This is a genomic window from Caballeronia sp. LZ019, from assembly GCF_031450825.1.
In the GTDB taxonomy this organism is placed as follows: domain Bacteria; phylum Pseudomonadota; class Gammaproteobacteria; order Burkholderiales; family Burkholderiaceae; genus Caballeronia.
Genome location: NZ_JARTVZ010000005.1, coordinates 1,449,927 through 1,474,796 on the forward strand (window position 1 = coordinate 1,449,927; position 24,870 = coordinate 1,474,796).

General features: G+C 56.0%; 22 protein-coding genes. 18 read left to right on the forward strand and 4 right to left on the reverse strand.

Going from position 1 to position 24,870, the window contains the following annotated elements; genetic code table 11:
• Positions 1 to 49 precede the first annotated feature (49 nt).
• Positions 50 to 289, forward strand: coding sequence for a hypothetical protein (locus tag P9255_RS20260; protein WP_309790330.1), 240 nt, complete (start codon positions 50 to 52; stop codon positions 287 to 289).
• 39 nt (positions 290 to 328) lie between these two features.
• Here the strand turns inward: P9255_RS20260 and P9255_RS20265 are convergent, their stop codons facing one another.
• Positions 329 to 616 carry a helix-turn-helix transcriptional regulator gene (locus tag P9255_RS20265; protein ID WP_309790331.1) on the reverse strand — a complete coding sequence of 96 codons (288 nt, stop codon included), beginning with the start codon at positions 614 to 616 and terminating at the stop codon, positions 329 to 331.
• Between the two features lie 331 nt (positions 617 to 947).
• On the opposite strand from P9255_RS20265, the gene P9255_RS20270 reads away from it, so the two are divergent.
• From P9255_RS20270 to P9255_RS20330, 13 genes are all read left to right on the forward strand, one after another.
• On the forward strand, positions 948 to 1,475 hold the full coding sequence (locus tag P9255_RS20270) for a hypothetical protein (protein WP_309790332.1): 528 nt from the start codon (positions 948 to 950) through the stop codon (positions 1,473 to 1,475).
• A 128-nt stretch (positions 1,476 to 1,603) separates the two neighbouring features.
• Entirely contained in the window at positions 1,604 to 2,005 is a 402-nt protein-coding gene (locus P9255_RS20275; protein ID WP_309790782.1) for a DUF6088 family protein, read from the forward strand.
• 1,021 nt (positions 2,006 to 3,026) lie between these two features.
• Complete coding sequence (locus tag P9255_RS20280) at positions 3,027 to 3,350, forward strand: transcriptional regulator (RefSeq protein WP_309790333.1); 324 nt, start codon at positions 3,027 to 3,029, stop codon at positions 3,348 to 3,350.
• A complete protein-coding gene (locus P9255_RS20285; protein ID WP_309790334.1) occupies positions 3,347 to 4,222 on the forward strand; it encodes a hypothetical protein in 876 nt (291 codons plus the stop codon). The genes P9255_RS20280 and P9255_RS20285 overlap by 4 nt, the downstream gene beginning before the upstream one ends.
• Before the next feature lie 48 nt (positions 4,223 to 4,270).
• Positions 4,271 to 5,638 carry a HipA domain-containing protein gene (locus P9255_RS20290; protein ID WP_309790335.1) on the forward strand — a complete coding sequence of 456 codons (1,368 nt, stop codon included), beginning with the start codon at positions 4,271 to 4,273 and terminating at the stop codon, positions 5,636 to 5,638.
• An 862-nt stretch (positions 5,639 to 6,500) separates the two neighbouring features.
• Positions 6,501 to 7,364 carry a DUF2971 domain-containing protein gene (locus tag P9255_RS20295; RefSeq protein ID WP_309790336.1) on the forward strand — a complete coding sequence of 288 codons (864 nt, stop codon included), beginning with the start codon at positions 6,501 to 6,503 and terminating at the stop codon, positions 7,362 to 7,364.
• 78 nt (positions 7,365 to 7,442) lie between these two features.
• On the forward strand, positions 7,443 to 7,811 hold the full coding sequence (locus P9255_RS20300) for a hypothetical protein (protein ID WP_309790337.1): 369 nt from the start codon (positions 7,443 to 7,445) through the stop codon (positions 7,809 to 7,811).
• A 309-nt stretch (positions 7,812 to 8,120) separates the two neighbouring features.
• Complete coding sequence (locus tag P9255_RS20305) at positions 8,121 to 9,074, forward strand: DUF1837 domain-containing protein (protein ID WP_309790338.1); 954 nt, start codon at positions 8,121 to 8,123, stop codon at positions 9,072 to 9,074.
• A complete protein-coding gene (locus P9255_RS20310) occupies positions 9,067 to 11,646 on the forward strand; it encodes a DEAD/DEAH box helicase (protein WP_309790339.1) in 2,580 nt (859 codons plus the stop codon). The genes P9255_RS20305 and P9255_RS20310 overlap by 8 nt, the downstream gene beginning before the upstream one ends.
• Before the next feature lie 255 nt (positions 11,647 to 11,901).
• Positions 11,902 to 12,501 (forward strand): hypothetical protein, encoded by a 600-nt coding sequence (locus P9255_RS20315; RefSeq protein WP_309790340.1) that lies wholly within the window; start codon positions 11,902 to 11,904, stop codon positions 12,499 to 12,501.
• Positions 12,502 to 13,517: 1,016 nt separating this feature from the next.
• Positions 13,518 to 14,825, forward strand: coding sequence for a hypothetical protein (locus P9255_RS20320; RefSeq protein ID WP_309790341.1), 1,308 nt, complete (start codon positions 13,518 to 13,520; stop codon positions 14,823 to 14,825).
• Positions 14,826 to 14,837: 12 nt separating this feature from the next.
• Complete coding sequence (locus tag P9255_RS20325) at positions 14,838 to 15,530, forward strand: OmpA family protein (protein ID WP_309790342.1); 693 nt, start codon at positions 14,838 to 14,840, stop codon at positions 15,528 to 15,530.
• The gene (locus P9255_RS20330; protein ID WP_309790343.1) at positions 15,527 to 16,411 is read left to right on the forward strand and encodes an HNH endonuclease; all 885 of its coding nucleotides are present in this window, start codon (positions 15,527 to 15,529) and stop codon (positions 16,409 to 16,411) included. The genes P9255_RS20325 and P9255_RS20330 overlap by 4 nt, the downstream gene beginning before the upstream one ends.
• Before the next feature lie 124 nt (positions 16,412 to 16,535).
• On the opposite strand, the gene lhpH is transcribed toward P9255_RS20330, so the two are convergent.
• Positions 16,536 to 17,543, reverse strand: coding sequence for a trans-3-hydroxy-L-proline dehydratase (lhpH, locus tag P9255_RS20335; protein WP_309790344.1), 1,008 nt, complete (start codon positions 17,541 to 17,543; stop codon positions 16,536 to 16,538).
• 25 nt (positions 17,544 to 17,568) lie between these two features.
• A complete protein-coding gene (locus P9255_RS20340; protein WP_309790345.1) occupies positions 17,569 to 18,690 on the reverse strand; it encodes a branched-chain amino acid ABC transporter substrate-binding protein in 1,122 nt (373 codons plus the stop codon).
• A 353-nt stretch (positions 18,691 to 19,043) separates the two neighbouring features.
• On the opposite strand from P9255_RS20340, the gene P9255_RS20345 reads away from it, so the two are divergent.
• From P9255_RS20345 to P9255_RS20360, 4 genes are read left to right on the forward strand one after another with little or no spacing between them, the layout of a single operon-like run.
• Positions 19,044 to 20,612 carry an ABC transporter substrate-binding protein/permease gene (locus tag P9255_RS20345; protein ID WP_309790346.1) on the forward strand — a complete coding sequence of 523 codons (1,569 nt, stop codon included), beginning with the start codon at positions 19,044 to 19,046 and terminating at the stop codon, positions 20,610 to 20,612.
• A 3-nt stretch (positions 20,613 to 20,615) separates the two neighbouring features.
• Positions 20,616 to 21,356, forward strand: coding sequence for an amino acid ABC transporter permease (locus P9255_RS20350; RefSeq protein WP_309790347.1), 741 nt, complete (start codon positions 20,616 to 20,618; stop codon positions 21,354 to 21,356).
• A 16-nt stretch (positions 21,357 to 21,372) separates the two neighbouring features.
• Complete coding sequence (locus P9255_RS20355; RefSeq protein WP_309790348.1) at positions 21,373 to 22,101, forward strand: amino acid ABC transporter ATP-binding protein; 729 nt, start codon at positions 21,373 to 21,375, stop codon at positions 22,099 to 22,101.
• A gap of 49 nt (positions 22,102 to 22,150) precedes the next feature.
• Positions 22,151 to 23,284, forward strand: a complete 1,134-nt coding sequence (locus tag P9255_RS20360; protein WP_309790349.1) for a mandelate racemase/muconate lactonizing enzyme family protein — start codon at positions 22,151 to 22,153, stop codon at positions 23,282 to 23,284.
• Between the two features lie 305 nt (positions 23,285 to 23,589).
• Here P9255_RS20360 and P9255_RS20365 read toward each other — a convergent pair.
• A protein-coding gene (locus P9255_RS20365; protein WP_309790784.1) for an IS3 family transposase occupies positions 23,590 to 24,788 on the reverse strand; the annotation gives its coding sequence in 2 pieces (ribosomal slippage) (positions 23,590 to 24,473 and positions 24,473 to 24,788; 1,200 coding nt in all).
• Positions 24,789 to 24,870: the final 82 nt, after the last annotated feature.

The following is a 24,870-nucleotide window of genomic DNA, read 5'->3' on the forward strand; positions in this document are numbered from 1 at the left end:
CTGATACGAAGTGCTTTGGGGCGCTCAAAAGCGTGCGCTAAATGCTTGCATGAACCTGCCCATCTCAAAGCTCACCAACTCGTACCTTGACCCTCAGCAACTCGGCGATTCGCTTCATTTGTCCGAGCGCACCGTCATTGTGCGAGCAAAACGCCGCCCATGGCTCCTGCCACCGCGCGCCGAATTCTATGACCGCGAGTTGCTTCGTTGGCGGCAGAATGCCGTGCAAGAATGGTTTTTCGTCTCACATCTGTTCCTGCTCGCAAGCGATACCCAGCAGGTCCCTTAGGCCGCATGGTCGAATCAAACGACCGACGTTATAAGCGTTTTAGGTGGCCTTTTTAGAGGGGCGTCTCCCCACTTTAAGCGTCGATGGCGGACTTTTGCGCTCCGCGAGCAAGTCCTTCAACTCGACGCCGAGCGCGATGGCGATTGCGACCAAAGTGTCCAGCGTCGGGTTGGTAGCCTGTCGTTCGAGCTGGCTTACGTACGTCCGATGAAAACCACCACGCTCACTGAGCGCTTCCTGAGAGAGGTCCTGTTCGGCTCGGAACGCTTTTAGGTTGTCCGAGAGATTTTTCCGAGCAGACTTCTGTGCTTTTTCGAGCTTGTCCATGTCGGACGAAGCATCGCTGAATACAGCGTACTAATCTACAGAGTGAAAATCTACCGCCTAAAAATATACTGGGTTTACATCTCAATTGCGGGCGGCTAAACTGCCTTGAACCGGCCCTGTCCGATTCCTGCATCGTCAACGGCGGCTTCTAAAGCGCCACCGTTTCTTGGCACCGAGGGCCGAGCCCGGACCGAGTAGTGGAATGGCAAACCAGTTGTGGCTATGGAATCCGAAATCCGCCGACGTTCAAGAAGAGTAGAGCCGCCGGAACGGATACTGGTTAGGCAAGTGAAGCGCGAGCAACCGGCACCCGAAGTAAGGAGCAGTAGGAATGGCAGTCTATGTAGTCGACCACGCCGAGTTTCGAGAACGCGAGGACATAGTTATCGGCGTGTACTCCGGTCGGTTCGGCTACAGCTTGCGTTGTTGCCAAGAACTCCTCGGTCCTTGCATCCAGCACGGGAAGTCGCGGGACATATGGTCCGATGCTTACCACGCGCTGAATCGATATGAGAGTGCTGAATTGATGCCTGTCGGCGGTGAACTGGTCCCGACGGAGCCGGAGGCGAAAACTAAGCGAACTCGTGTAATGCACGTGACCTGTTTCGTTGAGAGAGCGCGCGACCGTTTGCAGGACGCCGCTGCACGGTTCACTGTCTCCGTGGATACGAAGGGACGTGTCCGTGGCGAAGCTGTCGCGACGAATCGGCCGACCATACAGATTTCGGGCGTGCGCGTAGACCCTTGGCAGTCGGAGCCTGAAGTCGGTCTCGCCGTTTTGCTGCACCTCGCGAGCAATGAACAAAACACCGCGGTAGATGACTTGATGACTCGCTTGCGCAAGGGCGGAAAGCGATGATGTAGACGCTGTCTTTTGCTCGCACTTGTTCGCTCACATTCACCCCGACCTAAAGGCGTTTCATTGGTGAGCGCGAAGGCCTCGGCGTTTGTCAGATTGCAGACGACATGAAACTCGAAGCACGTGTCATGCGGTCAATAGCGCAACGAGATGGCGTCGTAGTTCTGCGGTCTGAATTGAATCGACTGGGAAGTCGTTCGCAGCTCACTCGCGTGCTGGCAAATCTTGTACGTCGGCAACTGTTAGTACGAGTCAGTCTTGGCGTGTATGCGAAGACAAAGGTCAACCGATTCACTGGGAAGCGCGCACCGGCTGCCGCCTTCGAAACCATAGCGGCCGAAACGCTCCGGAAGCTTGGCATCGAAGTAACCCATGGAAAGCTTGCAGCGGAATACAACGCGGGCAAAACGACGCAAATTCCAATGCTTCCAATTGTGAACACGGGCAAACGCCGGATAACCAGAGCAATCAAGGTAGGCAGCAAAAGATTGCTGTACGAACGAGACGTTGGTCGGCGTTCGAAACGATGAAGCGATGAGTATCCGCGGAGCAGACAGATGGTCGACGACTTTGATTCGTGCCAGCAAATCCCAGTGCAGACGGATGTGTCGGTTTATCTCGATGACCCGGCGGGAAAAATCGTGCGAGTAGTTTGCGATGGCACATCGGTTCACCCCCACTCGTCGTTCTGGCAACGCGCGGAAGCTGCGCTCGCGTCGCCAACGCCACGAGGTCCGTATCCAGTCGCGCAAGCGTTCACGATTTTCATTCATGAGATTGGTAAGGATGTCATCGCGGACACACAAATACTTAGGAATGTTTGGGTCCGCGTTACGTGCGAGGGTTCCGTTGCACACGCGACGTTGAGAACCGCCTATGAAACAAGGGAGCTCGATGTGCTCGGCTACTTGATTGGAGACGATGTTGTCACGACGGCAAGGAGGCTACTCCAGTCACTTGACGGTCGCAGTCACGTTGCAGGTGCCACGAAAATCCGGGAAGCAGGCTCATGACAGTCAGCGAGCTGATAGACCTGTTACGCGATTTGCCGCCCGACGCCGTGGTGATGTCTCTTCAAGACGGCGAAAGCGAGCCGTACGCCCAAGTGGTTCGTCGCGCTTTTCCTGCTACAAGTCGCTGGACATACGAGCACGGCGAAAGCAAGGGGCGCCCGTACGAAGCGTGGTACCCAGGAGGACCACATAGTTCGCTTCGGTACGATTGCGAGCACCTCGTCTACGAGTCAGTTTTGGTAGTCCTTCTTACATGTAGCCACGCCATGCCGATAGCGCCATCTTTGCCAAGCAGCGTCTGGAGCATCGCAATGCAGCGCATCGATGCGCTGTACGACATTCCGCAGTTCGTCGCGTCAACTCTTGTTCGAAAAATCGCAGCGAACAGCTTTCAACTACCAACAGCGGAGCGTGGAAGATTCGCGTCGATACCCGCTGACGTATTAGATAACATCGAGCGCATCGTGCTCGCCGCTTACGTTAAAAAGGCATGGACGTTTCCACACCGACACGAACGGCACCTTTCCGGGCGACAACTATGGCAACGCTTCTCTTCAAGCAAATCGATGCTCTCCTGTTCCAGCGTGGCACGTCAGCTGAAGTCTTCCGCAACCGTGTCGAAATGACGCCAGATGAGCTTGTCGAGACGCTGGCCGGAAAGCGTGACATCGCCAGTTCGACGCTGGACAAGCTTGCTATGGAGTTGAATTCGGAATGGGTGCTTGTGCCAAAGGAAAATTTGACGACAGTCCGCCGACTTCTTGAGGGAAAAGGAGTGGAGCCTGATTATTCGGCATTGAGCGCTGCGGAACTCTATCTCGCGGCGCGACCCGCAACACGCAAGCCTAGCGATGAAAAATGAAGCCGCGTCCGAACAAATCCCATCTCGACTCTCAGGCCCGTAGCCACGATGACCTAGCGAAGAGCGGAGCGTCGATTTCTGAGGAAAGCTTCCGCAAGCAGCTCGGAGTAACCGACGCTCAGTTTGCGGCCATGCTCAGCGATGAGCGTGTATTTTCAGTTGAGGTAGATGGTCAGAAAACCTTCCCAGCGATTTTCTGCAGTTCTTCCGTCCGTCTCGACCGTCTGTGGAAAATCGCTCGAATCATCGCACCCGCTCCGGCGGCACTCCGGCTGGACTTCCTGACCACCGCTTGCGGCGCGCTGGAGGGCAGGGTTCCTGTGGACATGCTGGACGACGACAGGAACTACAAACAACTCCGGGCTTATGCGAGAGCGTGGGCCTCAGAATTTTCGCGGACATCTGTCGTTGTCTGGGACGCCGACACGCTCGATGACTTATCGCTCGCGAAGCCGCTCTATACATGTTCAACCGCAGTCAACCCACGCCGTCCGTTGTGGCGACGTGCGCTCGGCGCAATTCATTCACCTGGCTACACCAATCCGGTCGACATTCCTCAGGCGCCATCGAGTCTGGTCATTGTCGTCGAGCGTGCCATGGCTGGACAAAGTAATGCCGTGCCTGAGGCTGGATTCGTATGCTACTTACGAGGGCGATTTCTCAGATTGATGGTGCATGCGAGTAACGGTGCTGAAATCACTCACGAGCTTGAGATGGTCATGCAGCGGCCGAGCGTAATAGATGTCGCCGACGCATTATTTTCTTTGCTTGCGAAGATGAATTGCAGCGCAGACCTAGCGACTGGCAAGTCGCCTACGGAGAAGGGAGCTGTGGCCGGAATTGAAAGACCTCTCCGACGAAACGGCAGATAGACTAAGGAGGCGGCATGGCCCGTCTGAGCTGACAGCAAGAACTTATAAATGGGCCCGAAGATGAGCACGACGACGAAGAACAACACCAAGCTGGCGGTGTTCGCATACATTGACGGGCAGTGGGTGAGCTGCGGTCAACTCATTTTAAGAGAAGAGCTTGGTGAACTCCGCACCTCGCTATTCAAATACAACGAAGTCTATCGCAGTGGCGAGCGTTCTCTAGAACTTGACCCAGTCAATCTCTCCTTCTCAAAGACGCCTGTAGCGCCTAATGCTTTGTTAGCACCGAAGGCTCCATTGCCATACTTTGGCGCTCTGCGCGATGCGACTCCTGACTCTTGGGGACGGCGGGTAATCGAGGCTAAGCTTCGAGCACCACTGAACAGTCTCCCAGAGTCGCAGTACATGCTGCATGCGAGCAGCGAACGTGCCGGGATGATTGACGTCCGACGAACGGAAAGTGACCTTCCGTCAGGGCAACAGGATGAGTGGTCGAATCTCGAGAATCTCGCACGGGCCGCAGAACTCATAGAAGAAGGCTTGCCAATCTCCGGAAAACACCGCGACATCTTCGCGCAAGGGGTCGGTCTGGGCGGAGCGCGACCCAAAGTGTCTATTCGCGACGAGGAGGGAGTCCTCTGGCTCGCGAAGTTCTCGAGTCGAGGTGACCGGTTCGCAATTCCGGCTGTTGAATGCGCGACCTTGCAGATGGCGGAGAAGGCAGGCATTCGAGTCCCGGAAGTTAAGACCATGCGTCTCGGTGACCAGCAATTGATGCTAATTAGACGCTTCGACCGCTTTTGGAAGCTTCCAGGCGGTGCAAGCCTCGACGAAGGAAGTCGGATGTCGAGCGTTCCGGGTGACGAACGGGCTGAACATCGTATTCCCTTCATCAGCGCGCTTACGCTCATGGGCTGCGATGAGTCAGAGTCCCGAAACGTGGCGTATTCCAGTCTGGCAAAAACGATGCTTCTTCACTGCCATCCCGACATCGTTCGAAGCGACATGCGTGAGCTGTACCGAAGGATGATTTTCAACGTGTTCACAACGTGTGATGACGACCATCTCCGCAATCACGGCTTCATATGGGACGAAATAATTCGTGGGTGGCGGCTGAGTCCGCTTTATGACGTTGTTCCGCGACCAAGCGTTTCCAGTGAACGATTTCTTCACCTCGGCGTAGGCACACAGGGGCGGCTCGCGACACTAGATAACGCATTGACCGAGCATCGCGCGTTTGACCTGTCGGAGCAAGCGGCCGTCGAAATCATTTCAGATGTCTGGCAAGTCGTGCGTAACTGGCGCCCTCACTTTATGGCATCAGGTGTTGAGGGCAAGGACCTTGCCGCAATTGCTTCAGCATTTCGCAACATCGATGAGATAGCGAGCAACGACATTCGGCGCATGTTACCGTGAAAACGCCGGCGTCAGTTGTATGGGGTCGCTCCGCGCAACAGGAATAGCGCGGTAAGCGACTATCGAACAGCGAATCGCCCGTTGGACGCAGCGAAGGCGACTGCGATTCGCTCCCCTAGCTACGCGCAGCACGTTGACGCCTTGCAAGCGCTGGCCGAGCTGGTCATTGTTGTCGAGCGTGCCATGACGTGCCCAGGTGATACTGTGCCTGAGGCGAAATTCGTATGTCACTTACAGGGGCGAGTGCCTAAGATTACGGCGCGCGTGGACGGCTGACAAGACACGGGCGAGACGCGGCCTGTGGCTCGATTGATAAATCCGATGGAGAAACCTTGCATTGATAGCTACGATAGCGACACTTCGGCTATGCGGGACGTCAGCAAGGATAAGACGAAGACGCAAGACGATGACGCTGCAGCGATTGCAAGGGTTTCCGACGCCGTGGGGAAGTTCAGTCGGCGTCGACCTGCTTCAATCTCACTTCACAGCGCCTTCAAAGCCGCCGGCTCTTCTCCTAGCTCGTTTCGCCGCGGCGATGTCAGAGTTGCAGGAAGCGCGCGAAGCGTTCCTTGCAGCCAGGGTCCCTAAAGACGGAAGCTAAACTTCTCGAGAGCGCTCAGCCTGCTCCGCGACGTTGAACTCGTTCGTTAGGTCTTCGCAGCGTGTCTCGTGGCGCCAACGTCGGGTCAAACGGAGGATAAGCGGCTCTCAGCATCGGGTATCGTATGATGATGAGTGTACCCCGCAGGATGAGGTCTGGGCGGCACGTTTGCGTTCTTCTACTCCACGCCTATCTATGGTCGTAAAAACTCTTCCCACCAAACTGTACAAGTACCGTGCGTTCAGTACGACAACCCTGCGCATGTTTAGTCAAGCGGAGGTTTTCTTTGCCAAGCCGGCCACGTTCAATGACCCGTTTGACTGCAACCCTGAGGTGTTTGTCGATGTGGAATGGCGCGAGGTAGAGCGTCTCTGGAAGACTGTGATGTTGCGGAGTACGGACCGCGACCAAGCAGCACAAATTCTCCAATCGTACCGATACAACGCCACGGAATATGGCGGGGCGCATGACGACGATGAAGATGGAACCGCGACCTATCTCGACTACCTAGTTCGGGACATCAACGCATACCTCAAAGAGCGATTCGAAGACTTTGGTGTTCTATCCTTGGCGTCGAACTGGGACAATCCGCTCATGTGGAGTCACTACGCAGATGAGCATAGGGGAATTTGCATTGAGTATGAGACCGATGACCACCGGTGCAAAGACCTGGGGCCGGTCAACTATCGTTCCAGCCGTTTCATCCACATCAGCGACTTGCAACAGTGGCTGATGAAACGCTCGTCAGCGGCGGAGCGCAAAATTTTTGAGCAGTACTTCTTCGCGAAGGCTCCTCAATGGCGCTATGAGCGTGAGTGGCGTGCTGTGTCGCAAAAGAGTGGCGTTGATGACCGACCTTTCCGACTCCGTGCCGTTCATTTTGGGCTGCGCTGTGACGTAGCTATCGTCACGACGGTTGCCAAGCTCTTCGAGGATTGCAGAGACGAACTGAAATTTTACAGCGTGAAGGCTCGTGCAGACGGATTTAAGCTCCGTCGGGTCGAACTCGATGGATGGGAAATCGCTGCTTTTGGAGTTCGGGATTCCTCGCACTTCGCTGCTGACGAGTGGGGTTTCGACCCGCTTACGGCGGATGGGCAGATTTCTGGACGTAAGCTAGGTTAGCGGCCACAAACTCTCACGCCTCAAGTATTTCTCTCACTTGCCGTTAGCGCAGGCGGGCACTGACGATTCGAGAGCACGATGGCGCAGGAGTACGACGCAGAAATTGGCCGCACGCCAGGATGGCACGCTACACCTTATGGCGGGACAGCGCGGGACGACGCACCGGCGCACGTCCTTGAAGGACACGCCGAGGGAAAACCTGGATTTGGAACAAACACCAAGCGACCGACGCTTTTTGACCGCAAATGGTTGCAGTCGCGGCAGAACGCATTGCGGAGGGGAACGGTCGTCGATGCGGCCATTACGCCTAGGCTCATCGAGTTCATCCACTATCCGACCTGTCCGGTGACGCTCGTTAAGCTGACCCACAGCACCGGCGCCGGAATCGACTGGTCGGTGGACCGTGTAAGCAATGACGACTCGTACGCTGACGGGAACCTCATGTGACGAATGCGGCGCATGTGGCAATGAATGATTCAGCTTCTGCTTCAGCGATGGGTTGAGACCATCTCGAGGCAAAAGGAAGATACGGAGACACGTGACAACAGCGGGAGTCTTGATTAACCTTCGCGTATCAACCGGTTCCCTCTGAATCAAAGATAAGGCGCTGCGTCCAATGGTAACCGCCGCAAGCCACACGATGTACGTTATCGGAAAGCGTGTTGTAGCATATCCAACGCTGAGATAGCCGCGCCGGAAAAATCTCCGAACCCGGCTCGGAACAACTAAAACACAAGATAAAACTACAAAAGGCGAATGGTGTCCAACAATCTGGAAACTGCTCTGGATAGTCTGCTCGGGACGACAGATTGGGTTACCGTCTATCTGACAGAGCAACCAACAGGGGTAACCGAAGAGGTCTCTTTCAGGCAGTTCTTTCTCGCGATGCGGGAAGACCAACCGATGCTTGCTGAGTTCGCCGCGAAACTTGCGGACAAAATAATTGGGTACTGTCTCCCGCGAAAACGCATCCTGAAAGAGCTGAAAAAGCACGCTAGCAATCCGATGGACGTCGCCTCAGCGATGGCCGCGTTGAGACGGGAAGCTAGGCAGGCCTTTCAGACTTATCGGGAACAATGTCCAGCCAGGTCAGGCGAGGCGGGTGAGCTGTTGGCGTATCTGTTTGCTGAGCATTTTCTTCGGGCCCCAATGGCCATTGCGAAAATGCACACGAAAACGAATAGTGAGATGCCTGTCTTCGGCGCGGACGGTCTCCACGTGCGCTACCGAAGCGATATTGATTCGTTGGAAGTATTCTACCTGGAGTCAAAGGTTCACAAGACCATCAATTCGGCAGCTGCAGACGCGGCAAAATCCATGAGCGATTTTCAAAAAGGCAAGCAGCGCAACCTGGAACTCAATCTTGCGTTGAATTTCGGCAACTTCGACCATCTCGACGACGATGCTCAAGAAGCGTTGGCGAGCTTTCTTGACCCATATGGAACGAAGACGGCGAGCCGTCTTGATAGGCATGCCTGCCTTCTCGCGTACAACGAACCTGCCTATTCGAAGGCGACGAGCGCAGGGATGAGTGCAAAAGAGCATGTTAGCAATTACTTCCTCGGTCGTTGTGACGCCCGAAAAAATACAGTCGCGGATGCGTACGCTGCGCGGTCGCTCGCCGAAGAAAAAATCTCGACGTTTATATTTGGCCTACCAAGCGTTTCCGAGTTTCGAAAAGAATTCGAAAGGGCATTGAGCAATGGCTAATTTTGCGGCGCGGGTCGCTGCCCGAATCCGTTCAAATCCGTCGTTTCAACGCGACTTCTCGTGGCTATGTGCACGAGGGATTGCCGCACTTGCAGAGAACAAGGACCTTCGGCTTGAGGCCGACGAGTCGGCTGACGATTTGCTTCGTCTTACGAGGCTGGTTGAGTCGGCGAGCTGTCTTGCGCTCGCTGAAGACGATGTTAGCCATCAATTTGCTCAAACAATCGCGCTGTACGCTGTCGCATCAGACAAAGAACCCGGGCTCGTCGCGGCCTGCGGTCACATCCTATCTGAGCTCGGCAATTTTCCAGCTTCGACATTTGTTCAGAGCTTGCATGGGCTAAAGGACCAGGTACTACCGCCACTTATCCAGGTTCGCGACTTCGCGCGCAGATACCAGAATACGGTGACGCTTCCGGGTGGGCGTTTGCCACTGACGGATTTTCAGTTCGACATCTGGAGCGACTTGGTACATGGCCGCTCAACGGCGATTTCTGCTCCGACATCAGCTGGCAAGTCGTTTGTTGTTCGGGCATTCGTTGTGCAGAAAGTCAAGCAAATGCCAGCCGTCCACGTCGCCTACATCGTACCGACCCGTGCCCTGATGGCGGAAGTTCAGGAGAAGTTAACTGACTCTCTCAATGGCAACGACGAGACACTGCGTGTTACAAGTGTACCAGTTGAGGATGCAGAGCAGAGGCCCAAGCAAGTTTTCGTAGTCACTCAGGAGCGCTTGCTCGCCTACCTCGACGAAGTCCCGACGGCAGCTTTTGATTTCGTCGTCGTCGACGAGGCTCAACAGATGGGAGACGGCTCACGTGGGATGATTTTGCAAGACTGTCTGGAGCGTATCAACAAGGCTAACCCGAGGTGCGGGCAATATTTCATCGCTCCAATGGCGAGCCGTGTGGACAACCTTGCCGCCGCAGTTGGACGGAACGATGTAGCGACTCATCTAACAACCGATTCGCCCGTCGTGTCGACGAAAATAGTTGTCAAGCCGAGCGCTGATTCGGCCAACGAACTCACCCTTGAAATGTTGGACCGTGGCTTGCGGCGTCCGATTGGACGTCTGTATCGAGACTACGGGTTCGGCGACCGTCGCACGTTACTTACTTCTGTCTGCACCGAACTTGGCACAGCTGGCGGCTCCCTTATATATGCATCTGGGCCTGCCGACGCTGAAACTACCGCTTTGCAGATTGCGATAAATTTGCCTGAGCGCGACTCCCTCAAATTAAGGGAACTGTCTCGCTTCGTACGCGAGCACGTCCACAAGGATTATTCGCTTGCGTTTTGTGTATTGCGCGGCGTGGGCTTCCATTATGGGTCCATGCCAACCTTGTTACGTCAGGCGTTGGAGGATGCGTTTCGCGACGGAAGCCTTTCGTACCTCGCGTGCACGACAACGCTGTTCCAAGGCGTCAACTTGCCGGCGCGAAATGTATTCATTGATAAAGTACGTAGAGGCAGGAGCGCCCAACTAGAGGATGACGATGTCTGGAATTTCGTTGGGCGGGCCGGACGCCTGATGAACGACGTTGCTGGCAACGTCTTCCTCGTCGACTATGACAACTGGCCAGCCAAGCAGCTAGATACACCACCTCAAATCAAGGTTGAGCCCGCCCTCAGCAGATTCTTTGGTTCCGAGCGCCCAGAACTGGAACAATACATCAAGGACCGTGGAAGGGTCGCTAGCCGCGGTCGGGACCACCGTGATGTCGAAGCCGCAGCTGGACTTTTATTGAATCGCGTTCGGAAGGGGAGCTATCGTGAAACAGTACGACGATGTGCTGCTGGCTTGGGCGAGGCGGAGATAACAACGCTCGAGATGCACCTTCAGACTGCTCTGGAAGAGCTTGATGTACCCGCGTCAGTCACGGAGCGGAATTGGTTGATTTCACCATGGCGACTGGAAGTCATGTTTAAGTATCTTGCGACTGCGATTGCCGATGGAACTTGGAAGGAGGTTTTTCCGGCGCATCCCATGCTCCCGGAGAGTTATTCACGATATGAAAGGATGTTCGTTGCTATTGAGACGTACCTAGTCGGCAAACCGAATGATAAATGGGCCAGGTATCTGAACTACCAGGCAAACGCATGGATGAAGGGGGCAACCATAGCGACGATGGTCGAGAAACAGCTTCAATACAGCCCCCCAAAGCAAACAGCGCGAGCGGCGGCGCAAGGTCCCAACTCAGACAGTGCTGTTCGGAAGATTTTCACGCTGCTTGAGACCACGCTTCGCTTCAGATACGTTCAGCTGACGCGCGCTTACTGCGATTGCTTCGTTGCGGCGCTGCGTAACGCCGGCATGAATGCGGAGGCAGAACGCATCTACCCGGTCGCCCTTTCTCTGGAATTGGGGGCATGCACAAAGACTGTTGTCTCGCTCATCGAACTAGGCCTATCGCGCATTTCGGCACAGGCATTGAGCGGTCAAATTAGAGGTTCTGACCTTACGGCGGTACAGGTGCGCGATTGGCTTCGTGTTCGCCGGCTTGAAGACCTTCCCATTGCACGGGTTGTGTTGGACGAGTTGGTCAAACTTCGCCTTTTAAAGACACAATAAGCACACATTGGCGCCCAGTCGTCAGCTTGTACAGGCGGGCTGAATCCTGCCGATGGAGCCGTACGGGTAAGAGCGAGCTACGGGCCGCTAGTCACGTCTTCGCCCGCTTTCTCTTCGCTGTGGACAGAAGCGATGGACGAGTTGCACCGGAGTTTGTAAAGGACGACTCAAGGTTTCAACGCGTATTCTGTTGAAGACTTTGGCGCTGGGTAAGCCGGAAAGTCTAAAGAAACCGCTTTTGGTCGAGCAAAATCTATGAGCGTGAGAACGATTGCAGCAGCCGTCTTTGCCTTTGCTGGCCTGTTCTTCGGTATCAGGTCCGGGTTGAATGGTGAATACATAAGTGCGGCCTCGTCAATCATGAGTGGCGGCATGGTGGCCGCAGCCATCATCTTGCGATATTTCGAGGCGCTTGCGTCGGGTTGGTGGGAAGTTGGCGCTTGTCTCTGCACCGCAGTCTCACTCGTTGGTTCCATCGTTGAGAGCCCTGCGCTTGACATCGAAAGGCAGGAAATACAAAACGAAATCTGGCAGCAATCTGCGGAGCTTGAGTTTGGTGTTTATCGAACACATATGCTAGGACCCGAAGTCACTGCGGAAGCAGGAAACTTGCTCAAATCGTGTGCGATGCAAGGCATTATAGATTCGCAAGCAACCACAGTCAGTGCGCAAAAGGCCCTTTATCTGGGACCAACCGCCAGCCTGCTAGAAGCGTCGGCCGAGCTACGGTCGAACCCATCGCCACAGGACTGCCTCGGAGCATTTGCAGTTCTGAATCGCACTCATCCTGAGCTGTTCGCCCAGGTTACGAGGAAACACTTGGTGTGGTTGAAAAAGCACAAAATCATCAATTGAGTCGCATGCTTTTCTTCCAAGATGACACGGACAGAATGATTGCGAGCAGCGGAAAGATTGCGAGCAAGCCACTCCACGTGGGGCCAACAGCGGCAGAAAAATAAGTGACAGCCAGTGTGAGAAGCGCTCGTAGGACCATTCATAACTTCAGGTCGTGCCGTAGAAGGGGCAGCCCTCGTGCTTCCGTCTTGCGGCGAGGGAGAAATCGCTGACCGAACACGACATTTGCGAGCGCGACGCTGATGGACCACGGCAATGTAGCGGGCAACTTTGATAGCAACGATGCCACCAATATCCAGGAAACAAAGCCGAGCGCAATCGCGGTCGGCCACCTAGCCGTGCGGCACGCCCAGGCGTCGCGAAGCTTAATGTTTCAGAAGCGCAGATTGCGGACACAGAAAACAAAGCCGCCGGGGAGCGAATGCGGCCCCTTTCTCGTTTGCCAGCAAGAGAAGTATCGGCCCGGCTACAGCGGGAAAGCCGGCGAGCCATCCGGCCGCTCTTGGCCCCACCATTTGCCCGACATCGAGATGAACCAAAGGAAAGCGGGTACCAAGGCAAGCTTGAGAGCAAGCATGGGATGGCTCAGACGTTGAAGACGTATCCTACCGACTTCGTCCAAATGACAAGTTGCGTGGTCACTTAATCGAATGTTAAGGGCCGACAATCCCTGTCGTCGCAATTTCGGTGAACGCGACCTTTTGGTCAGCGCGGCGGATTTGTCGTACTGTGAACGCGCTCCAATCCTGCGCTCAGTCGTTCCGGGCGCCGCCGGACATTAAACACTGCCGCGGCAGATGTCGGTCTCCCGCGCTTGTGAGGCGACCGGATAACGCGTCTCAGCGTTAACGGCCGACGTAGCGCCAACTTGAGTACGCGAAGCCCTCAAGTTTTGTCCATCAAGGACGTAATGAGAAGGACGTTCCACCGCTATGCGACAAAAGTGGAGCAAATTTACTCAACAAGAATGCGTACGCGCCGAACACGCGCCGATTTGGACCTGAGACCAAGCAATCATGAAAGCACGAGCAGTTCTCGCAGTCGCCTGCGCAGCTCTGTCGCCCTATGCGGTGGCAGCAAGTCCTTTTTCAGCGGTGTTTTCTGACACAACGACACTGTTTTTTATTCTCCTGAACGCTGTGCTGACGTGCTATTTCGTCTTCTATAGATTTAACCGCTTCGCGGTGGTCCATGGGCCGGAGATACTGACGACCGTCGGCATCCTCGGCTGTTTCCTGGGCATCGCCCTCGCGCTGCTTCATTTTGACGCGTCGAACGTCTCGGAGAGCGTTCCGCACCTGCTGGAAGGTGTCAAAACAGCTTTCTGGGCATCAGTCAGCGGCGTCTTCGGGTCACTTCTTATCCGGGCGAGGCATGGTCTTCATAAAAAGCCAATTCCACAGACCGATGGAGCTCCGAAGTCCGCGACATTGGACGATGTTGTCGCTGCAACGCACGCCTTACAACGCAGTCTCTCTGGGACCGAAGAGGGCAGCCTCTTGTCGCAGTTGAAGTTGATGCGCCAAGAGCAAGGGGACGAGCTCAAGCAACTACGGACATCGTTCGATACGTTCGCCAAGCGAATGTCGGAAGACGGCTCGAAGGCACTCATCGAAGCGCTGAAGGAAGTGATTCGGGACTTCAACACACAAATCAACGAGCAGTTCGGCGAGAACTTCAAGCATCTGAACTCTGCGGTCGAGAAGCTAGTGGTCTGGCAGCAGCAGTACAAGGAGGAACTGGACAAGCTACAGGTGCTCCAAAAGTCGTCGGCTGACGACCTCCGCAATGCATCGTCCGGACTGGCGCTCTTCATCGATAGAGCATCAGGATTCGCTAGCACGGCGGAAGCGCTCGAGCGGACCTTGAAGGGTTTGGCGCAGCAACACCAGGCGATAGACCAGTCTCAGCGTTCAATGGCTGAGGTGTTGCTTCAGATGAAGGATGTCACACCACAATTCTCGCGAAAGGTCGATGAGATGACTGAGGCGATGAAGCAAGGCGTCGCGAAGGTTCACTCTGATACGGCGGAGGTTGTGAAGGCATTTGGCACGCAGTTGCAATCGTCGTCGGCCGAGCTGAAGCAGTTGCTCACGGACACAATGAAGAAATCGCAGACTGAGGTAAGCGACAACCTGACCAGGTCAATGGAGTCAATCAGGCAGAGTGTCGTCGCCTTGGACAAGGGACTGCAGGAAGAGCTTTCGAAGAGCCTTGAATCGCTCGGGCGCCAACTGGCATCCCTATCGGAGAAGTTCGTCTCGGATTACACGCCTTTGACCGACCGTCTGCGCGAAGTCGTCCGAATCGCGAAATCAGCCTAAGGAACGGGCGCGATGGATTTCGAGCACAGCAACCAGTCATACTGGATTCCGATGGCCGACTTGATGACCGGATTGATGATGGTCTTCATGTTGTTGACGGCCGCCTTCATGCTAAGAGTCGAGCAGACGACAACGCTTGTGGTCAAGGAATACGAGACAACCAAGCGCGACATGCAACTCGCGCTGCAGAAGGAGTTCGCGAAAGACTTGAAACAGTGGAACGCTGAGATTCTTGGGGATATGACTATCCGGTTCAATGACCCCACGGTGTTGTTCGCAACCGGCTCGTCCGAACTCCGCCCGAAATTCAAGGAGGTACTGGGTCAATTCTTCCCTCGGTACGTTCGTTTGCTTACGTCGAAGCAGTACAAGGGCGCAGTCAAAGAAATTCGAATCGAGGGCCACACAAGCGCCGCGTGGACTGGAACTTCCGACGAGAAGGTAGCGTATTTCCGAAATATGGAACTATCGCAGGCGCGCACGCGGAGCACCCTCGAGTACCTTCTTTCACTGTCGGCGCTTCGCGACAACGAGAAGTGGCTGGTACAACACGTCACTGCCAATGGGCTCTCGTCGTCGCGGCCGCTGTCTGCGGATGAGCAGACGTCAAAGACACAGCTTGCCAATCAGCGGGTCGAGTTCCGCATCGTAACGAACGCGAGCGAGAAGATGGACGCTATCGCTGAGAAGCTGCAAAAGCAATGAGTATTCGGCTACCCGATTTTCTCGCTTGGGGAGCGTTCAACACGCTCCGGCACCACATGGGCGCGCCACTTATCGAACGATTCGGTGCCAAGCGGCCAATCAAAGAAATTGAGCTTCCCCTAAGTGAGCGTCTCAAGGATGGCGGCGTCGATGTCAGCGTCGACCAAATCGAAATCCTCGACGACCGCACGCTCGCATACAAGGGCTTTCGCGTTCTGGTCTACATCAGAGATGTGCCGAACCTGGGCCATAGAGTGGAGATGCCGCGATATCATCTTGCCTACTGTCACACGCTCGAAATGATGTACCGCAACAAGCGCTCCGAGCGTTACGTCGTCGCAAACTCGGACTCGGGCCTCTTCCAGGTGAATCTCATCGATGGCGCGGTACGTTCGAAGCTCGTTGCGCTCAATGTCTGCCAGAACTGCCTCGCTAGCATTTCGTGGAACGGGTTTGATATGCAACAGCCCCGCCCGCATCGACTCGAGCTCGTCTCGAGCTTCAGGCTCCCAGCGTTCTTCGAGAAATATCCCCGCGATTTGATGGCGAACAAGCCGGGTCACACATCTGATACGGCACCAGTCAACAATTACACGAACGACTGGAACGAGGTCTCCGATAGAACCAGGCGACAACGGGGATATTGTTGCGGAAAATGCCGCACGGCATTGAAACAGAGCGACTCGAGATTTCTGCACGTCCATCATCGGAACGGGCAGAAGAATGACAATCGTGATGAGAATCTGGAGGTTCTCTGCATCGGGTGTCACGCGGAAGAGCCGTTCCATGCCCATATGAAACGCCTACCAGACTATCGTGTCTTTATGCAGACGTACCGGTCGCACAACAGTCAGGCGGAAGGCAGAGACTCGGGTCGGTAGGACCGGACGACAGGGCCGCACAATGAGAAGGACTGATTTCGGCACCTGTCGATTTAACGCGCGAAAAAAAGCGCGGAATGCTGGGTCGCAGCTTTCCGCGCTAACTGGTACCACTAGGAGCCGGTTATCGAACGAGGAATCCGTACGTCAGCGGGTCACGCTCGTCCACAATCCATTGCCCGAAGCCACAGATGTAGGCGTTCCCTTCGACTTCGGGGATGACCGCTTTGAAATCACCAACGGTTGTCTCGCTGAGCACACGTCCTTTGAAGACGGTACCGATGATGGACTCATTCACGAGCGTCTGGTCTTTGCTTATTTCGCCACGAAGGTAAAGCTGAGCGACGCGGCCGCCGGTGCCTGAGCCGGTCGGTGAGCGGTCCACTTCCCGGTCAGCAAAGACGCAGCAGTTCGCTTGCGTGGAGCCTTCATGCCGCGGCTTGTTGGCAATGATGGTGCCGTAGATATGGTTGATTTCCGGGATGTCCGGATGCTCGACCGGGAATGCCTTGTTCGCTGCCTGCTTCACCTCAGCGCCAAAACGGATGAGGTCTTCGACCGACGATTCACGTACTTCGAGGTCGTGCGGCGCTCCGTCCGTGTAGAAGTAAAACGCACCACCAAAAGCGATATCACCCTTGACCGCACCGAACGACGGCGTCTCGACAGTGACGTCGCGCTTCCAGATGAAGGAAGGAACGTTCACGAACCGAACGTTACCGGCATGCTCACCGTCCCATTGAACGAACGCTTCGATGAAGCCGCAGGGAGCATCGATGCCAATGCGTGTCTCAGGGACTTGTCGCTGAACCCAGCCTAGCTCGACCGCGGCGGTAGAGAGCGCGATAACGCCGTGCCCGCAGTGGTCGCTGTAGCCCTCGTTGTGGAGGAAAATGACTCCAAAGTCGGCTGTCGGACTAATCGGCTCAGTCAGATATCCGCCGTACATGTCGGCGTGGCCGCGTGGCTCGAACATCAACGCGGTACGGATTTCGTCGGCATTCTCCTTCAACCATGCGCGACGTTTCACGATAGTGTCGCCGGGCAGACGAGGAAGTCCGCTCGTCACGATACGGAACGCCTCCCCGCCGGTATGGACTTCAACAGTCGAAATAGTGCGAGTGATTTTCATGTGCTCTTCGTCGTTCCTTGAGGCGTTACTGTCCGTACGGGACCGGAAGCCCGTTCTTGATGACGTAGACAGTCGTCGGGGCGCCCTTCAGGTCGCCGTTTGCATCGAACGAGTACGTGCCGGCTACGCCCTTGTAGTCCGTCTTCGCGAGCTGGGCCGTGAGTTTCGCCTTGTCGGTTGTAGTGCCCGCCTTAACCATGGCATCCGCGAGCAGCTTCACGCCGTCGTAGTAGCTGACGCCGTACACCTGCGTGTCCGTGTTGTACGCGGCCTTGTACTTCTGAAGGAACTCGCGTCCGGCCGGCGTCTTGTCGAGGGAAATCCCCCCTTGTGCGCAATAGACGATGGATGCTGCGTCGCCTGCGACTTTGCCCATGTCAGCTGAACAGATGCCGTCGCCGCCGAGCAGCTTGGCGCGCAGACCGCGGGCCTTCATTTGCTTGGCCATCGGCGCGCCTTGTGAAGCGTACCCACCAAAGAAGATGACGTCCGGGTTTTTGGATTTGATGCTAGTGAGAATGCCGAGGAAGTCGGTCGCTGACGAGTTCGTGAATTGCTGGTCGACGATTTGGATTCCGTTGGCCTTCGCTTCCTTGACGAACTGTTCGGCGACGCCTTGACCATATGCGGTACGGTCATCGATAACCGCGGCGGTTTTCGCCTTCAGTGTCTTAGCAGCGAACTGACCCATCGTGCCGCCGAGCTGCTCGTCGCTTGCGCCGATACGGAAAATGTTCTTGAAGCCTTGCTTGGTTAGAGCCGGGTTGGATGCAACCGGCAGCATGGGTACGCCAGCGCTGTTGTACACGCGCGATGCCGGGATAGCGACACCTGAGTTATACGGCCCCATGACGGCAACGACCCCGCTATCCACCATCTTCTGCGCGACTTGCACGCCAATCTTCGGGTCCGCCTGGTCGTCTTCCGAGTCCAGTTTGAACGTCACTTTCTGGCCAGCGACCGTGACGCCGGCTTTGTTGAGTTCATCTATCGCGAGACGCGCGCCGTTCTCGTTGTCCTTTCCGTTCGGTGCCTGTGGGCCTGTCAACGGAGCAGAGTGACCGATTGTTACAACGGTTTGAGCATTGGTCGACAAGGAAAAGCCGGCGACGGCCACGGCGGTCATTGTTGTTACTAAGCGGCGCATGGACACTCCACGAATTGGACTTATGAGTGACCACATTAACCGCATTTTGGTCGAAACTCAACCTATTTCAAAAACAACGAACCGGCCTTGGTTCCTACGATACCAATATGCTCGTTTCCCCTTGCGCCTTCGTTCACGAAAGGCTTTGCTTGTAAATCGCATAATGGTTTTCCCCGATAAGTGGTCATAAAAAGACCAGAAGTTGTCTTGAGACTTGAGTTGTCTTATTTTCTGGCCTAGTATCGTTCCACCTTCTAGGTGCAACCGGGGTGCTACCCGGGACTGTGGTCGAGACTTTACCACCGCAGATTGATGTCGGGCGTCACGATGGTTCAGGCGCCTTTTTCGAGGACATGATGAGAAAGCACTTTCCGACCGTGGTTGCCTGCGTAGTCGGGCTCACGAGCATCGTCTCGGCCTCCGCCAGCGCGGACGAACTTGCAGACGTTAAAGCAAAAGGGGCGATGAGCTGCGGCGTCCTCGGTTCCTTTGAGCCCTTTGGCTTTGTCAGCACAAACCGTGAGCTGCAGGGGTATGACGTCAACATGTGCAATGCGCTCGCAAAACGTATTGGAGTCACCGCCGAGGTCCGCCCGATGGCGATTGATGCCCGAATACCTGAATTGCAGGCGGGTCGTGTCAACATCATGGCGGCGGGTCTTGCCTACACGGCACAGCGCGCAACGCAGGTCGATTTTTCAGACGGCTATTACGTTAGTCCGCACATCCTCGCCGTACGCGTCGACCACGGCATCAACAAAGTGTCGGACCTTAACGGGCGGCGGATAGCCTTCACGAAAGGCGGCATCGCCGAGAACTACGTTAAGAAGGAGGTGCCCGGCGCCATCCTGGTCGGTCTTGAGGACACACCGACGGCGTTCACTTCGATGGCTCAGGGCAAAAGCGACGCCATCAGCGTCTCTGAGGAGGTTGCAAGCCGACTCGTGAACAAACTCGGACCCGCAGCCACGCAATTCAAGATTCTCGAGCCGCCCATCGGAAGTGAAATTTGGGGCTTCGGTGTGAGGAAGGGCGAGGAGCCGTTCCTAAAGGCGGTCAATATCGCCCTCGAAGACATCGAGCGCTCTGGCGAGGCGCAACAGATATTCGACAAATGGCTCGGGCCAAATACGCTCTACAAGATGACGCGCGAGTTCAAGATATCGCCGATTCCGAGAACAGGGGCTGTTACGCCGAACAAGGGTGCCCAGAAAGCCGCACCGCCAGCCGGGTGGAAAGGCCACCTCTCAATTTTGACGCCTCAGAATATCAAGCTGCTAGCGAGCGGCATCGCCGCGACGGTCATTCTCTCCGTTGGCAGTTGGCTCTTGGCGTTCATCTTCGGGACGTTCCTCGCCATCATTCGGATGACGAGAATCCGTGTGTTGGAATGGCTTGTCATCGCCTTCGTTGAATACCAACGATGTGTGCCGCCTCTGGTGCACATTTTCCTCTGGTACTTCGGCGTCTCAAATCTCTTGCCGGTCAGCTTGCAACAGGTAGCGAATGCGCATCATGGGGAGATGTATTTCGCGGCATTAGCCATCGGTCTGTACTACGCGGCTTACGTATCTGAGGATATTCGGAGTGGTCTGCGTAGCGTCCCGTACGGCCAGCATGAAGCGGCCCGCGCGGTCGGCTTCAACTACCTGAGCGCTATGCGTTACATCATCATGCCGCAGGCTCTGAGAAACGCTATCCCACCGATGGTAAGTGGCAGCGTTCTTCTGATGAAGACGACGAGCTTGGCAATGGTCGTAGGAGCCGTTGAGCTCACCTACGCGACCAAAGAAATCGCAAATAGCACTTTTAAAGCGTTCGACATCTATGGTCTGAGCACAGCAATTTATGTCGGCATCGCCTTGGCGTTGATGTGGGCGGGAGCCGCACTCGCGCGCAGATACCATATCCCTTTGAGGTAAGCCATGTTTGACATTATCCGAGACAACTGGCTGTTAATTTTGATTGGCTCTTACCCGAGCGGTCCGCTCGGTGGCGTGGCGGCTACGCTAATTCTTTCTGTAATCGGCATCGGCCTGGCCTTTCCGCTTAGCATTTTGCTCGCGCTTGCCCAGTTGAGTCCCTTCAACTGGATTCGGCGACCCGCGATTGCCATCAAATACCTCGTCCGAAGCATTCCACTGGTGATGCTCATTTTCGGCGCTTACTTCGTGATTCCGGTGTTGGTCGGACACCAGGTCACCGGCTTTACCACGATGGTGTGGACGCTCGTCATCTTTGAAGCGGTCTACCTTGCAGAAATCGTGAGAGCTGGTATCGAGGCATTGCCGAGGGGGCAGACTGAAGCAGCGGCGGCACTCGGTATGAGCTACTGGATGCGAGTTCGTGTCGTGATTCTTCCGCAGGCTCTGTACAACATGCTACCGAGTATGGTGGGGCAGTTTGTGACTGCAATCAAGGACACGTCGCTTGGCTATGTCATCGGTGTGCAAGAACTCACCTACGCTGCCAACCAGGTGAACAACAACACACTCACCAAGCCGTTCGAAGTCTTCTTTCTGTTGTCTCTTGTGTACTTCGTCATCTGCTTTACGTTCACCCAGCTTGCGCGACATCTCGAGGCGAAAGTGTCGAAGAAGCGTACTGCGGCACGCACAGATGCCGTACTGGAAGCAGAAGGCGTGACGCCTGTCGTGTCCTCTTAATTGCTGGAGCCGTGAGATGATTACTTTCAAGAATGTCGAGAAGTGGTACGGAAGCTATCACGCTCTGCAGGATATCAATGCCACCGTCAAACGCGGCGAGGTCGTGGTCGTCTGCGGGCCTTCCGGCTCCGGTAAATCAACGCTCATCCGGACAGTGAACCGCCTAGAGGAAATCAATGGGGGGACCATTGAGGTCGACGGGCAGGACATTCACGCAAAGGGCATAGACATGAACGCGTTCCGTAGCCGCGTCGGCTTTGTGTTTCAGCAGTTCAACCTCTTTCCGCACCTATCGGTACTCGACAACATCATTGCTGCGCCAACCAGGGTGGCAAAAGTTCCGAAGGCTGAGGCGGTTTCACTTGCTCACGAGCTTCTGAACAAGGTCGGCCTCAGTCACAAGGCGACGGCATTTCCTGGCCAGTTGTCAGGCGGACAGCAGCAGCGGGTGGCCATTGCTCGCGCCCTTGCCATGAAGCCGCCAGTGATGTTGTTCGACGAGCCGACGAGTGCTCTTGACCCTGAAATGGTCGGCGAGGTTCTTTCCGTCATGAAGTCGTTGGCGAAAGAAGGCATGACGATGGTGTGCGTGACGCATGAAATGAAGTTCGCTCGGGACGTCTCTGACACCATCTGGTTCATGGACAAAGGCACGCTTTTGGAAACGGGCGCGCCTGACGAATTCTTCAACTCGCCGAAGCATCCGCGTGCACAGTCCTTCCTTTCCGAGATTGCGACCGTTTGAGGTCAAAACCGAATCCCGCGGCGAAGATAGACGCACCGGCTGAACTGCAATGAAAATCACGAAAGTATCTGTTTTGGAGTTCAGCCGAGAACTGGATGGGACGGTGTGGAATCCCGTCTTCCGGTGGCGCGAGAGGCGTGCACCGCTCGTTTCGATTGAGTTTGAGGACGGTGTGGTCGGCATTGGGGAGGGGTGGTCTAGATACACGGACTGCCAGTCGGTTCTCAGCTTACTCGTGGATGAAGTCGGGCCAGCGCTCGTTGGGCGGACGTTCCACTCAGCGAGCGGCGCCTATAACTTCTTGCGCATGTCTCACGCGATGCAGCCTGCGTGGGCGTTGTCCGCCGCCATCAGCGCGGTGGACATTGCCATGTGGGATGCTGCTGCCAAGCGACGCAATCTCCCGCTCTGGAAGCTGCTGGGTGGCGGCGATGCGCTAGCCCCCGTATATGCGAGTGGTGGCCTATATCGCGACGGGCAAGACGCACAGGCGCTCGCGTCTGAGTTCCAGCGGTATGTTGACAGCGGATTCACCTCATTCAAGATGAAAATCGCCGGCATACCGCTTTCCCTAGACATGGAGCGGGTCGAAGCCGTCCGAGCGACCATCGGCCACAGCGCGTGTTTTTGGGTGGACGCCGTCAATCAACTCACGGCTGTCTCTTGCGCGCAGTGGTTCAGCGAACTGGAGAGATTCGCGCCTGACGCTATTCAGTCTCCCGTCGCCTTCGATGACGTCGAGCTCATGCAGCACATCAATCGAGAGTTCCTGCCCGTGATTGCCGCGGAAGCTGAGTATCGTCATGACGAGCTCCAGCGACTCGTTAATGCAAAGGCGATTACGCACCTGCAGTTTTGCCTGCCACTTTGTGGGGGCGTAAGTGGCGCCCTTGCGCTTGATGGGATGGCATCCCGGGCGGGAGTGTCGTCCACGCCTCAGTGTTTCTCTACCTCGATTGCTCAAGCTGCAACCCTTCACTTTGCGGCGGCACGTGCGAACGTCGTTTCAGCCGAATTTCACTGTTTTCATGACCATCTGTCCTTCTTGTATCGTGATGACGCAGGCGCCATCAAGGGCGGCGTAGCATGTGCCGGAAGCGGTCCTGGCCTCGGCGTCGACGTTCCGCAGGTGGGGCTTCAGCCGGACGGGAGCAGAATCTTGGCAGTCCGCGAGCTCCGATAAAGGCTAACGTTCTTCTAAGCGATAGGAGAAGGACAGATGCGCAGGCTCAGGTGAGTCTGCGCTTTTTCTTGTTTCTTGCCGACCCCTCGTCCCTTCTCTGCTGCATTGCCGTCTCACTGAGACGTTCCTCCTATTCCTCTCACGGCAAAGTCGATGTACCCATAGACCGATTTCTACAGAGGCACCGATGCAAAAATGCGCAGGGTCTTCCGGAGCCTGCGCATTTCTGTTGCGGGTAATGTCGTGCAGGCGCGCCGTCAAGGAGATGTGGAGTTGCCCCTGTAACTCAGGACACGCGGACACTGCTAGGTTGATGAGACCGCAGCGCATCTAAACTCGCGAGGCGAGCGGTATTTCAGGGCTTTGTGCGGGTGGCGTTCATTGTAGTGCTCAAACGCGATGGCCAGACGCGAGAGCGCTGTTGGTGCGTCGGGCTTGTCCATATACGCGACGTAGTTGTGCTTCATGGTCTTCACGAACGATTCGGCCATGCCATTGCTCTGCGGCGAACGGACCGGCGTGGTTAGCGGCTCAAGTCCCAGTTCACGAGCGAAGCTGCGTGTGCGGTGGTCGATGTAGGCCGAGCCGTTGTCCGATAGCCATTCGATGGTCTGCGTAGCCTGCGTGGTGCCGAAGCGCTGTTCGACGGCAGCCAGCATCACGTCGCGTACCACATCGCCACTATGGCCGCCGGTCGTCGCCGCCCAGCTAATCGCTTCCCGGTCGCAACAGTCCAGCGCGAACGTGACGCGCAGCGGCGTGCCATCGTCGCACCGGAACTCAAAGCCATCGGAGCACCAGCGGGTGTCGCTACGGTCAACGGCAACGCGACCGTCATGCCGCCGATTGTCTCGCCGCACGCCGGGGCGCCGCAGCAGCAACCGATGCTCACGCATAACCCGATACACGCGCTTGTGATTGATATACGGCGCGCTGGTCTGTTCTCGACTACGGCGCAGCAGCGCCCAGATGCGTCGGTAGCCGTAAGTTGGGAGGTGCGCTACATGGGCCTGGATTTCCTCGACCAATTCCGTGTCGTCGGTCGGCCTGGCGCTACGACCATCTTGCCAATCGGGCGAGCGAGCCTGTTTCGCTGCTACACCAGAGCGCGCCACGCCGAGAACTTCGCAGACCGTTTTCAATGGTCGTCCCCTGGCAGCAAGGGCGAGCGCGCAATCAGGTTTTTTGAGCGGCCCCATTCAACGGCTTCTCTCAGGATTTCGACTTCCACTGTCTTTTTCCCGAGTAGTCGTTGCAGTTCCTTGATTTCCTTGATGGCGGCGGCCAGCTCAGATGCGGGCACAACAGATTCACCTGCCTTCACCGCCGCCAGACTGCCTTCCTGGTATTGCTTGCGCCAGCCAAACACCTGGTTGGCGTTGACGCCGTGCCGGCGCGCCACGCCCGACACGGACGCTCCTGGCTCCAGTGTTTCCTGCACGATGGCGATTTTTTCCTGCGCGGTGCGCCGACGACGGCGCTCCGGCTCGCTCAGAATTTCGATGGATTCCACGTAATGACTAGGCTTACTGTTAGACACAAGACTATCCCTTATTTTAAGAGAGTCCTCGTGTACTCAGATACGT

Excerpts from the sequence above, each read along its gene's own strand:
- P9255_RS20260 (WP_309790330.1), top strand. The coding sequence starts at position 50 with ATGAACCTGCCCATCTCAAAGCTCACCAACTCGTACCTTGACCCTCAG.
- P9255_RS20265 (WP_309790331.1), bottom strand. The coding sequence starts at position 616 with ATGGACAAGCTCGAAAAAGCACAGAAGTCTGCTCGGAAAAATCTCTCG.
- P9255_RS20270 (WP_309790332.1), top strand. The coding sequence starts at position 948 with ATGGCAGTCTATGTAGTCGACCACGCCGAGTTTCGAGAACGCGAGGAC.
- P9255_RS20275 (WP_309790782.1), top strand. The coding sequence starts at position 1,604 with ATGCGGTCAATAGCGCAACGAGATGGCGTCGTAGTTCTGCGGTCTGAA.
- P9255_RS20280 (WP_309790333.1), top strand. The coding sequence starts at position 3,027 with ATGGCAACGCTTCTCTTCAAGCAAATCGATGCTCTCCTGTTCCAGCGT.
- P9255_RS20285 (WP_309790334.1), top strand. The coding sequence starts at position 3,347 with ATGAAGCCGCGTCCGAACAAATCCCATCTCGACTCTCAGGCCCGTAGC.
- P9255_RS20290 (WP_309790335.1), top strand. The coding sequence starts at position 4,271 with ATGGGCCCGAAGATGAGCACGACGACGAAGAACAACACCAAGCTGGCG.
- P9255_RS20295 (WP_309790336.1), top strand. The coding sequence starts at position 6,501 with ATGTTTAGTCAAGCGGAGGTTTTCTTTGCCAAGCCGGCCACGTTCAAT.
- P9255_RS20300 (WP_309790337.1), top strand. The coding sequence starts at position 7,443 with ATGGCGCAGGAGTACGACGCAGAAATTGGCCGCACGCCAGGATGGCAC.
- P9255_RS20305 (WP_309790338.1), top strand. The coding sequence starts at position 8,121 with ATGGTGTCCAACAATCTGGAAACTGCTCTGGATAGTCTGCTCGGGACG.
- P9255_RS20310 (WP_309790339.1), top strand. The coding sequence starts at position 9,067 with ATGGCTAATTTTGCGGCGCGGGTCGCTGCCCGAATCCGTTCAAATCCG.
- P9255_RS20315 (WP_309790340.1), top strand. The coding sequence starts at position 11,902 with ATGAGCGTGAGAACGATTGCAGCAGCCGTCTTTGCCTTTGCTGGCCTG.
- P9255_RS20320 (WP_309790341.1), top strand. The coding sequence starts at position 13,518 with ATGAAAGCACGAGCAGTTCTCGCAGTCGCCTGCGCAGCTCTGTCGCCC.
- P9255_RS20325 (WP_309790342.1), top strand. The coding sequence starts at position 14,838 with ATGGATTTCGAGCACAGCAACCAGTCATACTGGATTCCGATGGCCGAC.
- P9255_RS20330 (WP_309790343.1), top strand. The coding sequence starts at position 15,527 with ATGAGTATTCGGCTACCCGATTTTCTCGCTTGGGGAGCGTTCAACACG.
- lhpH (WP_309790344.1), bottom strand. The coding sequence starts at position 17,543 with ATGAAAATCACTCGCACTATTTCGACTGTTGAAGTCCATACCGGCGGG.
- P9255_RS20340 (WP_309790345.1), bottom strand. The coding sequence starts at position 18,690 with ATGCGCCGCTTAGTAACAACAATGACCGCCGTGGCCGTCGCCGGCTTT.
- P9255_RS20345 (WP_309790346.1), top strand. The coding sequence starts at position 19,044 with ATGATGAGAAAGCACTTTCCGACCGTGGTTGCCTGCGTAGTCGGGCTC.
- P9255_RS20350 (WP_309790347.1), top strand. The coding sequence starts at position 20,616 with ATGTTTGACATTATCCGAGACAACTGGCTGTTAATTTTGATTGGCTCT.
- P9255_RS20355 (WP_309790348.1), top strand. The coding sequence starts at position 21,373 with ATGATTACTTTCAAGAATGTCGAGAAGTGGTACGGAAGCTATCACGCT.
- P9255_RS20360 (WP_309790349.1), top strand. The coding sequence starts at position 22,151 with ATGAAAATCACGAAAGTATCTGTTTTGGAGTTCAGCCGAGAACTGGAT.